Origin of the sequence: Streptomyces sp. NBC_00354, assembly GCF_036106915.1 — a bacterium.
In the GTDB taxonomy this organism is placed as follows: domain Bacteria; phylum Actinomycetota; class Actinomycetes; order Streptomycetales; family Streptomycetaceae; genus Streptomyces.
On sequence record NZ_CP107983.1, the window covers coordinates 262,105 to 280,511 of the forward strand.

An 18,407-nucleotide genomic window follows, 5' to 3' on the forward strand; every position below is an offset into this window, starting at 1 on the left:
TCGCCGGCCTCAACACCAGACCGGTTGGCAGCAGCCCGCAGCAGGCGAGGCAGCGTCCCGACCGTCGGCAGGCCCAGCAGCAGCGGCTCCCCCAGGGACGTCTCCTGCGTGCCCAGGTACGCCTTGAGCGCACGCGGGAGCCGTCGGAGCGATCCGGATACGGCGCCAGTCAAGCACCACCTGCGGCTCCGTCCCGGGCGTGAAGTCCTCGACCGAGGCAGCGATCGCCTTCATCGGCCGAGCACCGCGAGCAGCATCAACGATGTGGCCGCGCGCAGCAGCGGTACCTGGTGGATCTCCGCCAACAACACGGGGGCCTCATCGGATGACAGGGCAGGACAGTCGAGCAGCGGCACGGTTCTTCCTGCGACAGCAGGGCATCAGCCTGGCAGGGCCGCCGACGGCAAGGAGGGAGGCCGGCGAGGCATTGAACCTCCCTCCTAGTCCAAGTCCTCACGCTCCCAGCAAGCCAGGATCTCAGCCACGCGCGGGTACCGCTCGAGGAACTCCTCGTCGCTCAGATCCGCGCCGGCTCCTGTCAGAACCGCACCCGCGGCTGAGCCACTGGGCAGCGTCATCACTCTTGTATGGAACTCGCTCACGAGACCTCCAGCAATCGTGCGGCCGAGGCGATCACAATCCGCCTGGGAGGCGCCCACGTCAACCCTTTCGGAGGAAATCATTCCGGAGAGCGCATAACTTCAGGACGTGCCAGGCCGTTGCCCGCTCGATGTCCATAGAACTTGTTCTCGAACACGGTGCTGCCGCTACCGGGGCCACGAGCATCCGTACGACCCACGCATGCGGGTCGGGGAGGTCGGCGGAACCGAGCAGCACAAGAGGGACCGCGGGAGCTGAAGTCGCCGTAGATCAGCAGCGGCCGCTCCCGCCCTCGGCGGCGGCCAGCGCCGCTGGCTCGCCGAGTTGGGTGGTGCGCGCCGTGCTGGTGTAGGCGTCAAGGTGAACCTGCAGGACGGTGAGCCCTTCCCCCTCAGCGGTCGTTGCACACACGAGCTCGCATGGCGCCGCAGCCCTGGCGGCCGTTCGGAAGGGACCGTGCTCGCGCTGGGGGCGGCGATGGTGCTGTCGGTGTTCAAGCCACGAGGTCTCACCCGCTACGGACAGCGCCGGTCCCCCAGGCGCAGCACAGCCTTCCTCGCTCCCTGACCGCCCCGTGCCACCCTCCGCCTGCCGGGCTCATATGTTCCTCCAGCCCGCGCGCCTATGGGCAGTTGAATGACACGTTCTTCCGGGGAGGGGGGCCGAGACCCACCAAGTGCTGGCTATGATCACGGCATGATTACAGCTTGGTCGCGTTCCGGCGGCCAGTCGACTCCTTCACGGGCGCGTCGGCTGGTCACTGCCGGGCTGACCTTGCTGCTTCTCGGCCTATTGGGCGTGTGCTGCTCCTTGCCGCAGCACGGCACAGGTGACGCAGCAGCTGTTGCCTTTGCCTCCTCGGCGGACCCGGCGGGTCCGCCGTCCGTGCCTGGCGGGGGCTGTTCCGGAGGGGAGGATCGCTCCTCGGCCGAGGGTGCGCGCCGCTCGAGCGCACCGTCGAGCACCGCGGACAAGCCCGCATTCGCCCAGGCCCCGGAAGCGGGCCGGGCCGCTCAGATTCTCTGGTGTGCGCGGTCGGCTGAACACCTGCCGCGATCCGCCGCCGCCCCTTCGGCACATTTCAGATCACAGGCCGTCCTCCAGGTGTAGTCGTCGGCATTTCCCGACGACACCCCATGCGCTGCGGAATTCACGGATCGCCCAGAAGACGGCGATAGTTCAACGCGCCTCGGCATCCGGCGCTCGAACTCCCGCTCCATTCCCTGCGCGCACCCGCCCACGTCACTGTCTCCGCCCGTCGGCTGAGGGAGTGACTGCCGCTCGGAGGATCCGTGCTCCGCCTGCCCCTGCCGTGCCTCACCGGCCGGACTCCGTCCTGGCCGGCCACACTGCTCGCCTGTGTGCTCAGCGTGCTGCTCCTGGCTGCCGTCCACTGTTCGTCGTACCTTGCCGGAGACGGCCACCAGCACGTTTCTCTCTCCGCACCAACCGGACACGAGGAGTCCCTCGACAGGCCGGAGCAGCCGGAACGCCCGGTGCACGATCACGGCTCGGCCTGCGTTTCGCCGTGCCCGACGACCTGGGCCTGGGGCGCCGCGCACCGCCTGGCCGACGCGAACGCGGGCCTCCCCTCCGTGGAGCCCTGCGCCCTGCCGGCGGAGCACGCAGGTGCCCACGCACTGCATGGAACCGGTAGATCGTCCATAGCCCGCACCGGGCGATCCACTCTGGCCGGCGTTTGCCGGTGGCGGATCTAGGCCGCTCGCTTCGCAGCCGTACGCGGCTGCCGCATGCCGTCATCTATCCGGTGAAGGACCTGCTCCTCCAGCCGGCAGGTGGCGGCGTGCCAGCGAACGAGTAGTCGACGCCACCACAAACGAAGGCACAGCCATGCATTCTTCGATCAGCGACACGTCATCCAGCGGCCGCTCGGCCCTGTCGGAGCTGGTGGGCAACACCCCGCTTCTGCGCATTTCCGAACCGCTCGCACCGACAGGACGCGGCTTCTGGGCGAAGCTGGAGGGCTTCAACCCCGGCGGCATCAAGGACCGTCCCGGCCTGCACATGGTCGAGCGAGCCCGCGCACGCGGTGATCTGAAGCCGGGCGCGAGGATCATCGAGTCCACCAGTGGCACCCTGGGCCTGGGCCTCGCACTGGCCGGCCTGGTCCACGGGCACCCGGTCACCCTGGTCACCGACCCTGGCCTGGAGCCGTCCATGATCCGGCTGCTGGGCGCGTACGGCGCCCAGGTCAACGCCGTCTCCGACCCGCACCCCACCGGGGGCTGGCAGCAGGCGCGCCGGGACCGGGTTCAGAAGCTGCTGGAGCAGCACGCGGGCTCCTGGTGTCCCGACCAGTACAACAACCCGGACAACACCAGCGCCTACACCCCGCTCGCACTCGAACTGGCCACCGAGCTGCGGCACATCGACGTCCTGGTGTGCAGCGTCGGTACCGGCGGCCACTCTGCGGGGATCTCCCGCGTGCTGCGGCAGCTCTACCCGGACCTGACGTTCGTCGGAGTCGACACCATCGGCTCGACCATCTTCGGGCAGCCCGCACGGCCGAGGCTGATGCGCGGACTGGGGTCGAGCATCTACCCCCGCAACGTCGCCTACGACAGCTTCAGCGAGGTGCACTGGGTCTCCCCCGCCGAAGCCGTGTGGACCTGCCGCCAGCTGGCCGGCTCCCACTACGCCACGGGCGGATGGAGCGTCGGGGCGGTCGCGCTCGTGGCCGGATGGCTCGCCCGGTCGCTCCCCAAGGACGCACGGATCGCAGCCGTCTTCCCCGACGGCCCGCAGCGGTACCTCGGCACCGTCTACGACGACGGGTACTGCGCCGCCCACGGCCTGCTCGACTCTCCGCCCGCCCCTGAGCCGGACCTCATCGGCCGCCTGGACGAAAAGGAGGTCACCCGCTGGACGCGTTGCACCACCGTCGTCGATCCGCTCACCTTCACGCGAGGACACGAGACCGGCGCGTCCTCCGCGAACGCCGAGACCGTCCCGCAGGAGCAGGCCCGGTGAAGAACACTGTCGAACAGTTCCGCTCGTACCCCGGCAGCGTTCGGCTGCTGATGGTCAACCAGTTCACCATCAACCTGGGCTTCTACATGCTGATGCCTTACCTGGCCACCTACCTTGCCGGGCCACTGGGCCTGGCGGGATGGCTGGTCGGGCTGATCCTCGGCGTACGCAACTTCAGCCAGCAGGGCATGTTCCTCATCGGCGGCACACTGGGCGACCGGCTCGGCTACAAGCCGATGATCATCGCTGGGCTCGTGCTGCGCACCGCCGGGTTCGCGGCCCTCGGCCTGGTGGAGTCCGTCCCCGCCCTGCTCGCCGCCTCCGCGGCCACGGGGCTGGCCGGTGCCCTGTTCAACCCCGCCTCCCGCGCCTACCTCGCAGCCGACGCGGGCGAGCGCCGCGTCGAGGCGTTCGCCTTGTTCAACGTCTTCTACCAGGCCGGCATCCTGCTCGGCCCTCTGGTCGGCATGATCCTTACGGGGGTCGACTTCAGCGTAGCCTGCCTGGCGGCGGCCGCGATCTTCGCGATTCTGAGCATCGTCCAGATCCGTGCCCTGCCCGCTCGCCGTGCCGACGACGTCGGAAGCGGGGAGGGGGACGGCGAGGGCATTCTGCGGCAGTGGCGGGCGATGTTCTCGAACCGACCGTTCCTGCTGTTCTCCGGGGCCATGATCGGCTCGTACGTCATGTCCTTCCAGGTCTACCTTTCCCTGCCCCTGGAGGTCCGGCGCCTGGGCGGAGAAGGAACCTTCGGCACAGCGACGATGGCGATCCTGTTCGCTGTCTCCGGGCTGAGCACGATCGCCTTCCAGACCAGGGCCACGGCCTGGTGCAAGGCCAGGATGGAACCGGGCGGTGCACTGACCCGGGGGCTGCTGGTCATGGGGGCGGCATTCATCCCGCTCCTCGCGGCCTCGGTCGTGCCGGTGCCGGACGGAGGGGTGGGTCTGTGGCTCCTGGCCGGGCTTCCCCCTGCCCTGGCGGCGCTCCTGCTGGCGGTGGGGACGATGATCGCCTACCCCTTCGAGATGGACATCATCGTCCGCCTCGCGGACAACCGTCTCCTGGCCACACACTACGGCCTGTACAACACCATCTGCGGGATCGGCATCACGGTCGGCAACCTGCTGACCGGCATGTCGCTGGACGCAGCCCGCAGGGCCGGGTTGCCGGCGCTGCCCTGGGTGGCGCTCTTCCTTCTCGGCCTGGCGTGCGCAGCCGCGCTTCGCACGCTCCATCGCACCGGTCGCCTGTCACCCGACGCTGCGGAAGGAGAACGCCCGGCCGTGGCCGCCTGATCGGCGCTGGAGCGGTGGATGTAAGTCTGCCCGCCAGGCCGTGACCCCCGCCGTGCACCGCTGACCCAGTCCGAGCAGATCTGGCACGCACATGGTGGTGCGGCCGACGGTGTTCCGCCGGCCGCACCACCATGTCTTCCGCTGTCAGTGCTTCTCTACGAGCCGACCAGTGCCCTCGGCCCCGTCGGCCGCCGAGACGGGCTCCGTCGCCCGGTCGGCGATCGCGGGGTCCAGGACGGGTTCGGCGGTGAGCAGTTCGGACAGGGCGAGGAAGTCCGCGGCGTGGGTCATGTTCGGTCGGCTCCCGCTCACTTCTCGTCGAAGGTGATTTCCTCGGCCTGGTGGGTCATCTTCACGGTCTGGCCGTTGGCGATCTCGACAATGTTGTGCATGCCGGTGAACTGCTTGGGATTTCCCTGAATGTAGAACTTGTCCGAGTTTCCGGCGAGGAAAGCAGGGAAGCAGGCCAGGGAGGGATCCGCCGGGTTGAGGTCCAGGTAGTCCTTCAGCCGACGGAACAGCTTCGGGAGGATCACGGCCCCGGTTTCGGCCGTGAGCGAGTCCATCCCGGTGACCTTCGCCCCCTCGGTGGTCGCGTCCTTGGCCCATACGCCCTTCCTCGCGTTCCTAGCCTCCCTGGCGGCGACGGTCAGGGAGGCGCGCAGGTGGTCGGGGAAGGCGGCGTAGTAGGTCGGGTAGGCCAGGCCGAGGTCGATCATGTGGTAGTTCGCGGTCTTCTTCAACAGGTCCTCGTCGACTTCGGTTTCGTAGCCGTTGAAGACCGGGGGGAATGTCTTGCTGACCAGGGCCACGCACCGGCCGAAGATGTCCGCGCCGCGGGTGAGGATGAAGCCGGGCACGGCGTCCGGGGTGGTGCTCTTGACGAATTCGCCGTCGCGGACAACGTTGGTGAAGCCGAGCGAGGCCAGTAGCTCGTCACGTGCCTGATGCGCCAGGTTCAGCGGCTGGTGCTGCACGCCCGAAGGGGAATCCTTGTCCCCGTAGTGGGTCTCCAGCGCGTCGATGGATTCCAGCCGGATCGGGGCTCGGCCGTCGCCCTTCGGCAAGACCCTGTTAACCCCGGGCACGAGCTTCCAGTCAGCCACGTTGTCCGGGAGGAAGTGGATGGTGTCACCGTCCGGTGCGGAGAACGCCGCCCGGAAGGTTCCTTTGATCAGCAGCATGGACGTGGCGGACATGGCACTCCCACAGACATCGGGACAGGGTCGGTGCGCGCCTCGCCACTGTACGTCACATTTGGTTACATATAGTGCATATCTGGCGAATCTACGGATAGCCCCGGGCAGGGTGCGACCGCACTTCGAGAGACGAGGTCAGCAGCGCCACGTCTTTGCGGGTGGCCCGTCGTTGGTGTTCGACGGGCATCGTTGATGATCCGAGGCCGAGCCCCCGGTCAGGCTGTCATGTCACGGACGTACACGATCCTTCAGACACGCTCAAGCGTGACGACCGCGGTGCCGGGGAGCCGGGTGTAGTGGTCGGTCTCCCGTGGCGGCACCTGGCTCGTCAGTCACCGGTCAGCCGCCCGTACGCGAGCGTCGGGCAGCGCGGTGCGAACGACTGGCCCGCAGGCAGGGCGTCGCGTAGGAACGGTCGTACTGCGCCGGCTCCTGCCGGACGCCTCCGGCAGGTCCTTGCCGCGTACGGGGTGAGAAGGCACCCGTCAGGAGAAGGGAACCTTGTCCGGGAGGCAGACCGTGCCGGAGGGCGGAAGCGTCCCGTCGACGAAGTAGCTGCTCTCGTACGCGCTGATGCAGCTGCTGCCGTTGTTGAACAGCGCGGTGTGGCCGTACCCGTCGTTCGTGAGCAGGCGGGCGTCCGCCAGCTCACCCGCCATGGCCTGGGCGCCCGTGTAGGGAGTGGAGGGGTCGTACCGGGTCCCGATCACCAGGACGGGACGGGCGGTGGGCGTGTTCCACGGGCCGTCGTACCCGGCGGCGGACCGGGCAGGCCAGGTGGCACAGGGCTCCGCCGCCCACGTCCAGAAGCGTCCCGCGTCGCCGGCCCGCCGGGCGCTCTCCTCCTCCAGGGCGTGGTACGCGGCGGGGTCGCGCGGGTTGGGGCTGTCGGCGCACCACACGGCAGCCGCCTGCTCGTCTCCCAGGTACGGGTTCGGCTGGGCAACCGGGGGCGGCGGCGGGTACACCGGGGGCTCGGGGGCACGGCCCTGCGACAGCTCCTGGAGCCTGCGCGCGAGAGCTGCCCAGCCGGGGTCGACGATATAGAGGCCGTTCACCGTGTCCGCGACCGTCCTGGCGTACGTCCACGGGCCGATCGGACGCTCCCGCAGCCGCTGCATCAGCCGGTCGAACTTGTCGCGAGTGGCCTCGGGACTGCCCGCCGAGAAGGCGCAGCGGGCCGCGGGTGCCGATCCGCACAGGGCGAGGAACCGGTCCAGGGTGGCCGCCGCGGTGCGGTCCGAGCCCATGCGCAGGAGGGTCGTGGTGCGGGGCTCGCCCCGCGGGGCGCCGTCAGTCCAGGCCCGGGGGGCGATGTTGCTGTCGAGGACCATGGCGCGGACGCTGCCGGGGAAGAGGTTGGCGTAGGTGGCGCCGAGGATCGTGCCGTAGGAGACGCCGAGGTAGTTCAGCTGCGGGTCGCCCACCGACCGACGGAGCAGGTCGAGGTCCCGGGCGGTGTCGGCGGTCGACACATGGCGCAGCAGGTCCGGGTCGCGCTTCTCGCAGCGCCGGCCGAGGTCCTCGTAGGCGTCGATCCACACCTTCCGCTCCTGCGCGCCCACCGGGAAGCCGCCGGGTGGGCGGGCTGCCCAGGTCCTGGCCTCCGCGGTGGTGTCGAAGCAGTTCACAGACGTGCTGTTGCCGATACCGCGCGGGTCCCAGCTGACGATGTCGAACCGTTCCCGCAGTTCCTTCGGGAAGGCGTCATAGTTCTGCGGCACCTGCACGGTCCCGGGGCCCCCGGGACCGCCGGGGTTCACGAACAGGGTGCCGATGCGCCGGCCGGGACCGGTGGCCTGCCGGCGGACGACCGCCAGGTCGATGGTGCGGCCCGCGGGGGCGGCGTGGTCGAGCGGCACCTTCGCCGTGGCGCAGTCCCACGGGCTGCCAGGCCTGCACGGACTCCAGTCCAGTCTCGGAACGGTCACCGAAGGTGAGGGGGGCGCGGGGGCGGGGGGCGCGCTGTGTGCGGGGGCTAGTCCGGGCCCGGTGAGCAGCACCGAGCAGGCCAGCGCCGCGGTGAGGACTGCCGCACGGCGTCGGCGGCCGGCTGGGGGCTCTGGTGCGGACATGTTCCGCCCTCCTCCGTCACGGCGAGGGCTCCGTCCGGCGGTCGATGCCGCCGCATCGGTACACACGCCCATGCCACCACGAAACCGCGATTCGGCGGCGCGCGCGAGTCGGGCGCGGGACCTGTGCGGCTTTGTCCGACGGCTCGCGACCGGGCGCGGCAACAAGGGTAGGTTGGACCCGTGATCGACTTTCTCCGGGGCGCCCCGGTCGCAGGCAGTCTCGACGTCGTCTGGCACGCGGGCTGGCCCTCCCCGAAGCACGACCCGGCCCCGGAGATCCAGGTCCACGCCTACTCCGAACACACGGTGCTCCTGCGCCAGAACAAATCCGTGCACTACGAAGCCCCATTCCTCTTCCTCCTCTTCGGCAATGACCGGGCGCTGCTCCTCGACACAGGCGCGTCCGCCGACCCGGCCCACTTCCCCCTGCGGGAAACGGTCGACCGGCTCGTGACGGACTGGCTGAAACGCCATCCCAGGCCCGCGTACTCGCTGCTGGTCGCCCACACCCACGGACACGGCGACCACATCGCGGCGGACCCGCAGTTCGCGGACCGGCCCCTCACCACGGTCGTGGGACCCGGACTGGACGAGGTCACGGCCGCGTTCGACCTCGCCGACTGGCCGCACCGCACCGGCGCACTGGACCTGGGCGGCCGGATCCTCGATGTGATCCCAGGCCCCGGCCACCAGCGGGCCGCAGTGGTCTTCCACGACCGCCACACCGGCCTCCTGCTGACCGGCGACTCCCTTTACCCGGGGCGGCTCTACATCGAGGACCGGACGGCCTACTCGGCCACCGTCGACCGGCTGCTGGACTTCTGCACCACCCAGCCGGTCCGCCATGTCCTCGGCTGCCACATCGAGATGACCACCACGGCGGGCGAGGACTACCCCCGCGGCACCATGTACCAGCCGGACGAGCCGCCGCTCCAGCTCACCGCAGGCCATCTGCGCAACCTGCGCAGGGCCCTCGACGAGACGGCGGACCGCCACGGCACGCACCCCTACGGGGAGTTCATCCTCGTGTACCGGGACTGACCGGCTGTGACTGGTTCCCCATGATGGTCGTCAAGCGTCGAGTGTGCTCACCGGGTGACTGAGTTCATGCCGATGAGACGCCGGAGCGTTCCCCACAGAGAGGTTTCCGGGCAGGTTGGAGGTCACATTCTCGGACGGCAAGATCTACTTCGGCGAACGGGCGGTGGCCGCCGACTCCGCCGGGCCGAGCGGAGCGAACTTCGCCAAGGGCATGGTCAAGTATGAAATGCATCCGAATTTCCTCGAGGAGTTCGGCGACCACGTCAAGGTCCACGACTGGAACGGACCGAGCGGTGCCGTGCGGCTGGAGGGCGAGATACCCGTGGAGAAGCTCGACCGGTTCAACGCGCTGAACCTGCGGCGCAGCTGGATCGACATCTATGGAGGACCGAGGTGACATTCCGCGATCACCAGGAACTCGACGTGACAGTCGTCGCGGTCGCACCTGTGGGCGCGAAAGTCTTGGTGGACGGGTACGAGGGCGTATTCGGATTCATCGACCAGGTGAAGCATCCGTCCTGGTGGGACGCGGGCTTGGCACAACCCCGCGCGGGCGACAAGCTGCACGTATGCGTCCTGGACTGCACCCGCGAGCCGTACCCCCGGTTCAGCGCGCTGCAGGACGACATCGACATCGCCCGACGTCTGCGCGGGGAGGCCTGACCGGAGGAACCACAGAGCTTTGGTGTCGGGGTGGCACGCACGCAGTGGTCGGTCGCGATGCCCACCACGTCGACGAGGCGAAGCCGGTGTCGTCCACCGCCCACACCTGCGGACGCACAACCCGCACGGCCCGCCATGCCAATTCGGCCCGCACCTGACCGACCGGCCAGGTCGAGGACGTCATGAACTGCTGCAACTGCTCACAAGGCCAGCTAACAGAGCACTATTGGGCGGTGTCCTTCGGATCAAGCCGGGGGCGAAACCGTTTTCCTCTCATGATCATCAAGCGCAGAATGCCATGCATGACGATGACACGGGTGATCACGCAGCGGGCCATCGGCGGCTCCGACGTGCTGGAACTCGCCGAGATACCCCTCCTCGCGCCAGGCCCCGGTGAGGTCCTGGTGCGAGTACGGGCCACCGGCATGAACCCTGCGGACTGGAAGGTCCGCATCGGCAAGGTGGACTTCTTCGGCCCGCCGCCGTTCGTGCTCGGCCACGAGTTCAGCGGCACGGTGGAAGGCGTCGGCGAGGGCGTGGCCCGCTTCGCGGTGGGCGAGGAGGTCTACGGGTGGACCGTCCCGCCGCAGGGCAGTCACGCCGACCACGTGGTGGTGACCGAAGACCGGATCGCGCCCAAGCCGCGCACCCTCGACCACGTCGGCTCCGCCGCGCTGCCGATCTCCGGCTTCACCGCCTACCAGGCCCTGGTCACCCTCTCCGACGTACGGTCCGGCCAGCGGGTGCTGATCCACGGCGCGGCCGGCGGCGTCGGCCACCTCGCCGTGCAGATCGCCAAGGCCCGGGGCGCGTACGTCATCGGCACGGCCCGCGCCGCCAAGCACGACTACCTGCGCGGGCTCGGCGCCGACCAGCTGATCGACTACACGGTGGAGGACTTCTCGGTCCTGCGCGGCATCGACGCGGTGCTGGACACCGTCAGCAACGACTACGGCCCGCGTTCGCTGCCCACCCTCAAGCCGGGCGGCATCCTGGTCGACGTCGTCGGCGTCGGCGTGGACCGCACCGAGGTGACGGCCCGCGCCGCCGAACTCGGCGTCCGATTCGTGGAGTTCTTCCTGGAACCCACCCCCGCCGTGCTCACCGCCTTCGCCGAACTCGTCGACACCCACGGCGTACGCCCCACGATCTCCGAGACCCTCCCGCTCACCGAGGCCGCGAAGGCCCACGAGCTCAGTGAAACCGGCCGGGTCCAGGGCAAGATCGTCCTCGTGCCGTAGTCCCGAGGTCCTGGTGCGATGAACCGCTTTCCTGTCATTGGCGTGCGGCAGTGACGTTCCGTCAGGTCAGCCGGCTTTCCGCAGATGAAAAGTGTGCGGGGGCTGTGCGCTGACTGACATGGAAGTGGTGTCCGGGGTTGTGGCGCTGACACCAGGTGGTGTTTTGCCTGGTTTGGCCCTGCCATGAAAGCGATGCTTCGCAGATCGCCCTGCTGGCTCACGACAACGGGCCCAGTTTGAGTGGGTGCCCCAGTGGCAGGTCGGCGCCCTTCCGTAACTTGGTTCCAGGGTGGCCCCGACCCGCGGTGGCCGCAGGTCATACCGACTGGACGAGGATCACGGCGGTATTCACAAGGCCGCATCGACGGCTGGACGCAGTAGCCGGCTGGCCATGCACAGTAAGCCAACACGGCCACAAGCCCGCGCCCAACCGCACAACCCCGGGTCAAGGGCGTGACGCAGCGAGCGGACCCTCCTGGCGCAGGAGAGTCCGCTCCGGGGTGGCTGCTCAGGGGCTACTGCTTGTGCCCTTGCTGCACGTCCAGGCACAGCGCCCAGACGTCGGAGTAGCTGTTCGGGGAGGGCGAACCCCCGCTGTGGGTGGCGGCCGTCCAGTACGCCGGATTGGAGCTTCCGTCGCTGACCGGGGTGCCGCCGGCGTCGCTGGGAAAGCTGCCGTTGAGGTGGGGGCCGCCGGAAGTCGCCTTGGTGAAGTCGATGGTGGTCACGTTGCCTCCGCTGATGGCGGCGCCCCCGCTGACCAACTGCCCGTCCTCGCGGGAGCAGCCGGCCGTCGCCGTCTGTCCCGTGGAGGCCGTGTTCGGGCCGCTGACCTCACTGAAGTGGACCGTCGAGCCGACGTGCTTGAGGCTGATGTCGTCCGCGCTGCAGATCGCGTAGGCGTAGGTCACGTTGTCCTCGCCGCGTCCGCCGCCGATCCCCCCGACCGCCGTCCAGGAGTCGGGGTCGGTCTCGCCGTCGCCGGCGGCGATCGAGCCGAAGTGGTGCTCGGCGTCGTTGAAGGTGGGGAAGCTGGCGATCGTTTTGAAGCTGCCCGTGTTGCCCGGGGTGGTCCGGGCGCCGCCGCCGATCAGGCGCGTGTTGGCCGGGCAGGTCGCCACGACGAGGCCCACCGTGGCCCCGGTGGTGGGGGTATTGGCCTTGTTCATGACCACCTGGGTGTGGTTGATCAGGTTGCTGGTGAAGCACACCGCGTAGGGGGTGCTGGAGAAAGAGGCGTTGACCTGGCCCCCGCTTCCGCCGATGCCGAGCCAGTGCGTCACGTCGGTGCCGACGACCCCGGTCGAGCCGGTGTATTCGGTGGCGCCGTCGGAGCTGGGCGAAGTGCCGTTGACGTGGTTGCCGTTCACGCTCCCACCGGTGCCGATGGCCTGGTTGATCCCACCGCCCGAGATGCGGCCGCCGGAACAGTCCGCGTGGGTCGATATCTCGGAGTTGGAGGTGGCGGGTCCGCTGGTGGCGCCGGGGGTCTTCACGGTCACGCTCATGGTGTTGGCGTATGCGGTTCCCGGCACTGTCAGGGCCAGTACGGCACCCAGGAGCAGCGTCCTGCCTACAGCGAAGCGGCGCAGAAGTCCTGTGTTCATATGGATCTCCCCATCTGATGGGCGATAAGCGACGAGCAGTGAGCGAGAGGTTCCGCAAGGCGGCATGGCGCGGTACGGAGCGGTATCCGGAAGCAGGGGCACGGGCACGGGCACGGGCACGGGCACGGGCATCGTCGGTGCGGAATTGCCACGGCATCACAACGGCTGCCTGCCTCGCGGATGTACGCCGCTCAGGGGCAGACCAGGGGTTCGGACCGGCCATCTCACCACTCTGTTCCGAGTAGCGCATGCGGACTCCAGCAGCCCTTTGGTGCTGCATCTACATAGGCAATTCGCGATTTCGGGTAGCAGATGCCGATAGGCAGAATGTGACTGGCCAGTAGCCGGAGCGCCCCGGGGCCGCGCCTCCGCGGACGAGGCGGCCGCCCCGCGACGAGGGCAGGATCCTTCGCGTGTGCGTGCTTCTGGACCACCAGACAGCCCTGTACCGCGCGGCCGGCCGCGGCCATCGCCGCGCTGTACGCACTGCCGCCTCCACGCTGTCCTTCCAGGGGGAGAACCTGTGCGCGGCCCTGCCTGGCCGGTGGATCCCTTGCCGGCAGGGAGGTCAGGGAAGAACCGGAACTCCCCCACCCAGGAAGGAGCACGGCCAGAACGCGATGTTGGACAGTCCGGCCTTCCCACCAGAGTCGGACGGGGCGCCGCCGCCCACCGCGATCGCATTGCGGAGCCCGGTTGCCGTGTGTTGGTTCGACCAGGTGGCCGAAGCGTGATCTTGGCCGTCTGTACAGGTCACCCCGGCGGCCAACGGCAGCGGCCAGGGATGTGCGCCCAGCAACGCGCCCGCGTCCCGCTCGCCGAGCACGTCCTCGACCATGGCCGCGATCCGGGCGTGCTCGGGCAGGTCACCGAACTCGGACTCGACTGGGCGGCGTAGCTGCTGCGCTGGCGCCGACTGTAGGGGCCGGGCATGCGGAGCAGCGGGCAAGCATCGAGGCCGAGTTCGGTGACCTGCCAGGCGATCCCAGACGCCTCTCCGTACGAAAGAGCCCCGACCAGCCGGGGGGGGTGCCTCTATGTCCTTCGTCAAGCTCGAGCTGGTCATGCGTGGGCCGTTTCGGGGCCGCGTGCCTCGAGGAAGGTTCCGTCGCGGAGCATGGCGAACAGGACGCCGATGCGGTGCCGGGCCAGGCGGAGAAGGGCCTGGGTGTGGGTCTTGCCACGGGCTCGGCACCGGTCGTAGTAGCTGAGGGAGGCGGGGTCGTGCAGGGCGGCGAACGCGGAGAGGAACATGGCGCGTTTGAGCTGCCGGTTCCCGCCGCGGGGTGCGTGTTCGCCGTGGATCGAGGTGCCTGACTGTTTCGTGGCCGGAGCGAGGCCGGCGTAGGAGGCGAGGTGGGCGGCGGTGGGGAAGCTGGTGCCGTCGCCGACGGTGACCAGCAGGACGGCGGCGGTCCTGACGCCGACGCCGGGCAGCGACGTCAGGACCTGGGAAAGAGGGTGGGCCTCCAGCGGTTCGCTGATCTGGGCTTCCAGGGCCCGGCGTTGTTCGTGGACGGCCGCGAGCGAGCGGGCCAGGGACGGGATGACAACGTCGAGGGTGCCGGTGCCCGGAACGACGACGGTCTGTTCGTCGAGCGCGTCGAAGACGTTGTCCATGAGCCGGGCGGCCATGTGCGGGGCCCTGGGGCCGATCAGCTCGACGAGTCTGCGGCGGCCGGATTTCCGCAGGGCGGCCGGGGAGCCGTAGCGTTCAAGCAGTCAGGTGACGGCCTGGTGGTCCAGGCGCGGCGCGAGAACGCGCTCCAGGCTGGGGTGGAACTGGGTGAGCAGGCCCCGTATCCGGTTGGAGGTGCGGGTGGCCTCGGCGGCGAGGTCCTGGTCGAAGCCCACGAGGACGGTGAGCTCGGCGATGATCTCGTCGGTCAGCTCCAGGGATCGCAGGGTGCGCGGCACGGTGCGGGCGGCGTCCGCGATCACGGTCGCGTCCTTCGCGTCGTTGCAGTGCTGGCCTGGGGATCGGGTCCGTTCTCGCGCATCCACGTGATGCAGACCTGCCGCCCGTACCCGGCCGGGCATTGCGCCCGGCCGGGCGGTGGTCGGACCTCTCATCAGCGTCTCCGACGGCACCCCTCGGGCCCGGTGACACCACCCCCCTGGTCATCCGTTCGACAGGGGGACACAGTCATGCCAGGCCCGGAGGCCAGCGGCCCTCTTGCAGGACCGCGAAGAACATAACGGGACTGACCGATGAGAACCGGCAGGTCAGCGCGTTGGTCTGCTGCGGGCACCACCAGAAGTCGAGCCAGAGCCCGTTCGGGTTCTGGCACAGATTCCGTGAACGATCTTGCTGGTCTCGCGCCAGTCGGCGGAACGAGTCGCAGGACCAGCACCGAGGTCGTTGGCACCGTCGCGTCCTGGAGAGCCGACCTTGCCGGCCGAGCCGTCCAGTGCTCAATCGGAGACCGCCGATGACGCCGGGCTCGATGACACGAGTGCCGCCGTCAGGTGGGACATGGCTCGCTTGCACAGGGCCTGGGAGCCGGTGGCGTCGGTCGAGGTGACACTGAGGCACAGGCGGCCGTTGATGCCGATGACGAGGACCAGGGGCGCGCCGGAGAGGCTGGTGTGTGCGGCGCCGTACAGCGCGGACAGGCGCAGGGGGCCGTAGTCGGTGGGGATCGGCAGGCGGGCGTTGCTGATCGATACGTCGAAGCGGGCGCCTTGGGTCTCGCTGCGGTGGAGCAGGGATCCGATCGCCTGGTGAGGGATGAAGGGCAGCAGGCGGTAGGCGCGGACGAGCGGGCCGAGTTCGTCCGGGGTCAGGCGGCGGTGGATGTCGGCTTTGACCTTGCGGGCCTGGGTCCAGAAATCGGGGGTGGTGGTGTCGATGGGCTGGAGGAAGCTGGTGGCGTAGAGGCCGACGGACGAGCGGGCGGCTGGAGCGAGGATGCGGCGTAGGTCTGCCGCCACGGCGATGTGTACGGGTCGGCCGAAGTCGCGGGCGAAGGCGGTGCAGAGTGCCGCCTGCAGGGTGGTGCCTTCTGCGCGGCAGCGGGCAAGGATGATGGAGGTCTCTTCTTCGCCCAGGGACCAGGTGGTGAAGGTGAGGGGGCCGCTGTGGTGGGCTGGGCGGGTGGGACTGCTGAGTGAGCGGGCGAGTTTGCGGAGGTCTGAGAGGTCTGGCCTGGGGCGTGGCAGGAGTGCGTCGGCGGGCGGGGGGAGGACGGCGGGCTCGCTCGGGCCTTCGGCGGGGCCGCGGAGGATGTCGTGGATGACGATGGCCGCCGAGCTCGCGTCGGCGGCCAGGTGGTGGTAGACGCTGATGAGGTCGAAGGAGTCCCCGGCGTCCACCAGGACGAAGCGGGTCAGGGGGCCGGCGGCGGTGTCGAAGGGGCGCTGGAGCTCCTCTTCGGCCACCCGGGCCCAGCTGTCGGGTGCTGTCGCCCTGACGAGGCGGAGTTCCGGGTCGGGGACGTCCTCGGTGGTGAGCCACGCCCGCCACCGCCCGGCGCTGGCGACGCGCGCCGCAAGGAGTGGGTGGCGCCGCCGTGCGGCGGCGAGGGCTTCACGGAGCCGGCTGGGTTCGGCGCGGCCTTGGATTCGGGCGATGAAGGCGATGTTGACGGGCAGTGCCTGGCCGGCGGCCCATACGAAGCGCTCGCACGCGGAGAGCCTTCGGCGCGTCGCTCGTTCCCTCACGGTGTGCCGTTTCGATGCCGCAGGGCGCTCTTCAGTCCCTCGTGGAGCTGGATGCGCGGGCTGAACGGGAGCCGGCTTCGTGCACAGGTCCAGTCGGGGTGGACGAGTTCGGTGATCTTGTCCTGATTGAGAATGGAGGTTCGGCCCAGGCCACGGGCCATGGCCATCGCCAGGGGGGCGGGGATGTGGACGAGGCGGGGTGGTCGTCGGCCGATGATGGCCGCGGCGGCAGCGCCGATGTCCTGCCAGAGGTGTTCAGTGCCGTCGCTCACGTGGTAGGTCGCTCCTGGGGTGCCGGAGTCGGCGGCCAGGAGCAGGGCCTGGCACAGATCGTCGACGTGGATGAGGGAATAGTGGCGTGGCCCCCGGCCGCCGACGGCGGGCAGCAGGCCGGCCCGGACGGCCTTGACCAGGCGGGGCAGGAACTCGCGGTCGCCCGGACCGTAGACGATCGGCGGGCGGACGATCACGCCTGGAACCCGGTCGGCGTCGTCATGCAGGGCGTGCTCTCCGCCGAGCTTGCTGCGGCCGTACGCGGAGACGGGGTGGGGCGGGTCGTCTTCGTGGCGCAGCCGCCCTGGGCCGGATGCGGCGAGGGAGGAGCAGTAGACCAGGCGCGGAGGCTGCGGCAGGGCGGCGATGGCGGTGCAGAGGCGGCGGGTTCCCTCGGTGTTGACCTCGGCATAGTGCTGCGGGGTGCGGGTTTTGGTAAGTCCGGCGAGGTGGATGACGTGGTCGGTGTCCTCGACGGCCGCCGCCAGGCCGGCTCCGGTGACAAGGTCTCCCTGGACGGTCCGGGCGCGGGGGACGTGCCGGCCGTTGCGGACGAGGGCGGTGACGTGATGTCCGTGTTCGGCGAGCCGGGCGACCAGGTGGGCGCCGATGAAGCCGGTGGCGCCGGTGACGAGGTACCTCATGAGGTGCGCTCGTAGAGGCGGTGGGTGCGGAAGTGGATGCCGCCCAGTGCCTTGGTGGACCGGTTGGCGTCGCGGTTGTCCTCCAGGATCCAGGAGAGTTCGGTCTCGGTGTAACCGAGGCGGAACGCGGTGCGCTGGGCCTGGGTGAGGAGGGCGGCGGCGAGGCCGCGGGCCCGGTGTTCCTTCTTGATCCCGGTGGCGATGGCTCGGACGCGGTCGATGCGGCGGGTGGCCTGGTGGATGCGGATGAGCCCGATGGGCAGGCCGTACGTGGTCAGGCGGCCGCGGGCGGCACGCAGAGCCTGGTTGGCGTCCGGAAGGACGAGGGTGAAGGCAGCGGGCTCACCGTGGACCTCGGCGATCTGGACCAACTCGGGGCGCAGCATGGGCTTCATCTGCCGGATGGTGTGGGCGAATTCCTGGTCGGTCATGGGGACGGAGGCGTAGTTCTGGGACCAGGCGTCGTTGTAGATGTCCCGGATGGCGGCCATGTCGGTGTCGAAGCGTCGGCGGTTCACGGGCCGGATGCGGACTTCTGGTGCGCTCAGGGCACGTTCGGCGGCTCGGCGGACGAGGGCGGGGGGCTCCCCGTCGGCGGGCATGGGCACCCGCCAGGACAGCAGGTCCTTGGCCTTGGTGAACCCGCAGTCGGTGAAGAGCTGCGGGTAGTAGGCGGGGTTGTGCGGCATGAGCATGGTGGGCGGGCGGTCGAAGCCGTCGACGAGGACCCCGCACTCGTGGTTCGTGGAGAAGCTGAGCGGCCCGAGGATCCGGGTCAGGCCCTGGTGGCCGAGCCAGTCGGCTGCCGCGGTGAAGAGAGCGGTGGCGGCTTCGGTGTCGTCCGTGCATTCGAAGAGGCCGAACTGGCCGCACTTCGGATCGTGCCGCTCCTGGTAGCGGGGGTCGACGATCGCGGCGATCCGTCCGATGACCGTGCCGCCCCGGCGGGCGAGGAAGAGGCGGACCGTGCCCACCGCGTGGAAGGGGTTGCGGCGCGGGTCGAGGAAGGCACGCTGCTCGCGCTCCAGCGGGGCGACCCAGAGCGGGTCGTCGCGGTAGATGGTGTAGGGGAGGCGGATGAAGGCGGTGGTGTCGGTGCGACCTTTCACGGG

General features: G+C 69.6%; 14 protein-coding genes and 2 pseudogenes. 6 read left to right on the top strand and 10 right to left on the bottom strand.

The features are described 5' to 3' along the window. Positions 1–230 precede the first annotated feature (230 nt). Positions 231–356, bottom strand: coding sequence for a hypothetical protein (locus tag OHT74_RS01330; RefSeq protein WP_328618972.1), 126 nt, complete (start codon positions 354–356; stop codon positions 231–233). A 2,095-nt stretch (positions 357–2,451) separates the two neighbouring features. On the opposite strand from OHT74_RS01330, the gene OHT74_RS01335 reads away from it, so the two are divergent. Continuing rightward, positions 2,452–3,591: a PLP-dependent cysteine synthase family protein gene (locus OHT74_RS01335; protein ID WP_328618973.1), complete on the top strand. Its 1,140-nt coding sequence runs from the start codon at positions 2,452–2,454 to the stop codon at positions 3,589–3,591. After that, positions 3,588–4,889 (top strand): MFS transporter, encoded by a 1,302-nt coding sequence (locus tag OHT74_RS01340; protein WP_328618974.1) that lies wholly within the window; start codon positions 3,588–3,590, stop codon positions 4,887–4,889. The genes OHT74_RS01335 and OHT74_RS01340 overlap by 4 nt, the downstream gene beginning before the upstream one ends. Before the next feature lie 144 nt (positions 4,890–5,033). Here OHT74_RS01340 and OHT74_RS01345 read toward each other — a convergent pair whose 3' ends face one another. The 3 genes from OHT74_RS01345 to OHT74_RS01355 form a co-directional block, all read right to left on the bottom strand. Next, positions 5,034–5,180 carry a hypothetical protein gene (locus OHT74_RS01345; RefSeq protein ID WP_266659720.1) on the bottom strand — a complete coding sequence of 49 codons (147 nt, stop codon included), beginning with the start codon at positions 5,178–5,180 and terminating at the stop codon, positions 5,034–5,036. A gap of 17 nt (positions 5,181–5,197) precedes the next feature. Continuing rightward, positions 5,198–6,088: a thermonuclease family protein gene (locus OHT74_RS01350; protein ID WP_328618975.1), complete on the bottom strand. Its 891-nt coding sequence runs from the start codon at positions 6,086–6,088 to the stop codon at positions 5,198–5,200. 485 nt (positions 6,089–6,573) lie between these two features. Beyond that, positions 6,574–8,019, bottom strand: coding sequence for an alpha/beta hydrolase (locus tag OHT74_RS01355; protein WP_328618976.1), 1,446 nt, complete (start codon positions 8,017–8,019; stop codon positions 6,574–6,576). Between the two features lie 324 nt (positions 8,020–8,343). Between OHT74_RS01355 and OHT74_RS01360 the strand changes: the two genes are divergently transcribed. The 3 genes from OHT74_RS01360 (at position 8,344) to OHT74_RS01370 (ending at position 9,867) form a co-directional block, all read left to right on the top strand. Beyond that, positions 8,344–9,204 carry an MBL fold metallo-hydrolase gene (locus tag OHT74_RS01360; RefSeq protein ID WP_328618977.1) on the top strand — a complete coding sequence of 287 codons (861 nt, stop codon included), beginning with the start codon at positions 8,344–8,346 and terminating at the stop codon, positions 9,202–9,204. Positions 9,205–9,319: 115 nt separating this feature from the next. Beyond that, positions 9,320–9,601, top strand: a complete 282-nt coding sequence (locus OHT74_RS01365; protein ID WP_328618978.1) for a hypothetical protein — start codon at positions 9,320–9,322, stop codon at positions 9,599–9,601. Beyond that, complete coding sequence (locus tag OHT74_RS01370; protein WP_328618979.1) at positions 9,598–9,867, top strand: hypothetical protein; 270 nt, start codon at positions 9,598–9,600, stop codon at positions 9,865–9,867. Before OHT74_RS01365 ends, OHT74_RS01370 begins: the two co-directional genes overlap by 4 nt. Before the next feature lie 79 nt (positions 9,868–9,946). Here OHT74_RS01370 and OHT74_RS42040 read toward each other — a convergent pair. Next, positions 9,947–10,069: pseudogene (locus OHT74_RS42040) on the bottom strand (transposase); the annotation flags it as partial. Between the two features lie 100 nt (positions 10,070–10,169). On the opposite strand from OHT74_RS42040, the gene OHT74_RS01380 reads away from it, so the two are divergent. Beyond that, positions 10,170–11,108: an NADP-dependent oxidoreductase gene (locus OHT74_RS01380; RefSeq protein WP_328618981.1), complete on the top strand. Its 939-nt coding sequence runs from the start codon at positions 10,170–10,172 to the stop codon at positions 11,106–11,108. 515 nt (positions 11,109–11,623) lie between these two features. Here OHT74_RS01380 and OHT74_RS01385 read toward each other — a convergent pair. From OHT74_RS01385 to OHT74_RS01405, 5 genes and pseudogenes are all read right to left on the bottom strand, one after another. Then, positions 11,624–12,715: a hypothetical protein gene (locus OHT74_RS01385; RefSeq protein WP_328618982.1), complete on the bottom strand. Its 1,092-nt coding sequence runs from the start codon at positions 12,713–12,715 to the stop codon at positions 11,624–11,626. A 1,062-nt stretch (positions 12,716–13,777) separates the two neighbouring features. Beyond that, positions 13,778–14,761: pseudogene (locus tag OHT74_RS01390) on the bottom strand (IS110 family transposase); the annotation flags it as partial. A gap of 369 nt (positions 14,762–15,130) precedes the next feature. Continuing rightward, entirely contained in the window at positions 15,131–16,378 is a 1,248-nt protein-coding gene (locus OHT74_RS01395) for a condensation domain-containing protein (RefSeq protein WP_328618983.1), read from the bottom strand. Then, positions 16,375–17,295 carry an NAD-dependent epimerase/dehydratase family protein gene (locus tag OHT74_RS01400; protein WP_328618984.1) on the bottom strand — a complete coding sequence of 307 codons (921 nt, stop codon included), beginning with the start codon at positions 17,293–17,295 and terminating at the stop codon, positions 16,375–16,377. Before OHT74_RS01400 ends, OHT74_RS01395 begins: the two co-directional genes overlap by 4 nt. Continuing rightward, positions 17,292–18,404 (bottom strand): GNAT family N-acetyltransferase, encoded by a 1,113-nt coding sequence (locus OHT74_RS01405; RefSeq protein WP_328618985.1) that lies wholly within the window; start codon positions 18,402–18,404, stop codon positions 17,292–17,294. Before OHT74_RS01405 ends, OHT74_RS01400 begins: the two co-directional genes overlap by 4 nt. Positions 18,405–18,407: the final 3 nt, after the last annotated feature.

What these genes read in the sequence shown, in the direction of transcription:
- OHT74_RS01335 (WP_328618973.1), top strand. Translation starts at nt 2,452, where the DNA reads ATGCATTCTTCGATCAGCGACACGTCATCCAGCGGCCGCTCGGCCCTG.
- OHT74_RS01345 (WP_266659720.1), bottom strand. Translation starts at nt 5,180, where the DNA reads ATGACCCACGCCGCGGACTTCCTCGCCCTGTCCGAACTGCTCACCGCC.
- OHT74_RS01350 (WP_328618975.1), bottom strand. Translation starts at nt 6,088, where the DNA reads ATGTCCGCCACGTCCATGCTGCTGATCAAAGGAACCTTCCGGGCGGCG.
- OHT74_RS01380 (WP_328618981.1), top strand. Translation starts at nt 10,170, where the DNA reads ATGACGATGACACGGGTGATCACGCAGCGGGCCATCGGCGGCTCCGAC.
- OHT74_RS01385 (WP_328618982.1), bottom strand. Translation starts at nt 12,715, where the DNA reads ATGAACACAGGACTTCTGCGCCGCTTCGCTGTAGGCAGGACGCTGCTC.
- OHT74_RS01400 (WP_328618984.1), bottom strand. Translation starts at nt 17,295, where the DNA reads ATGAGGTACCTCGTCACCGGCGCCACCGGCTTCATCGGCGCCCACCTG.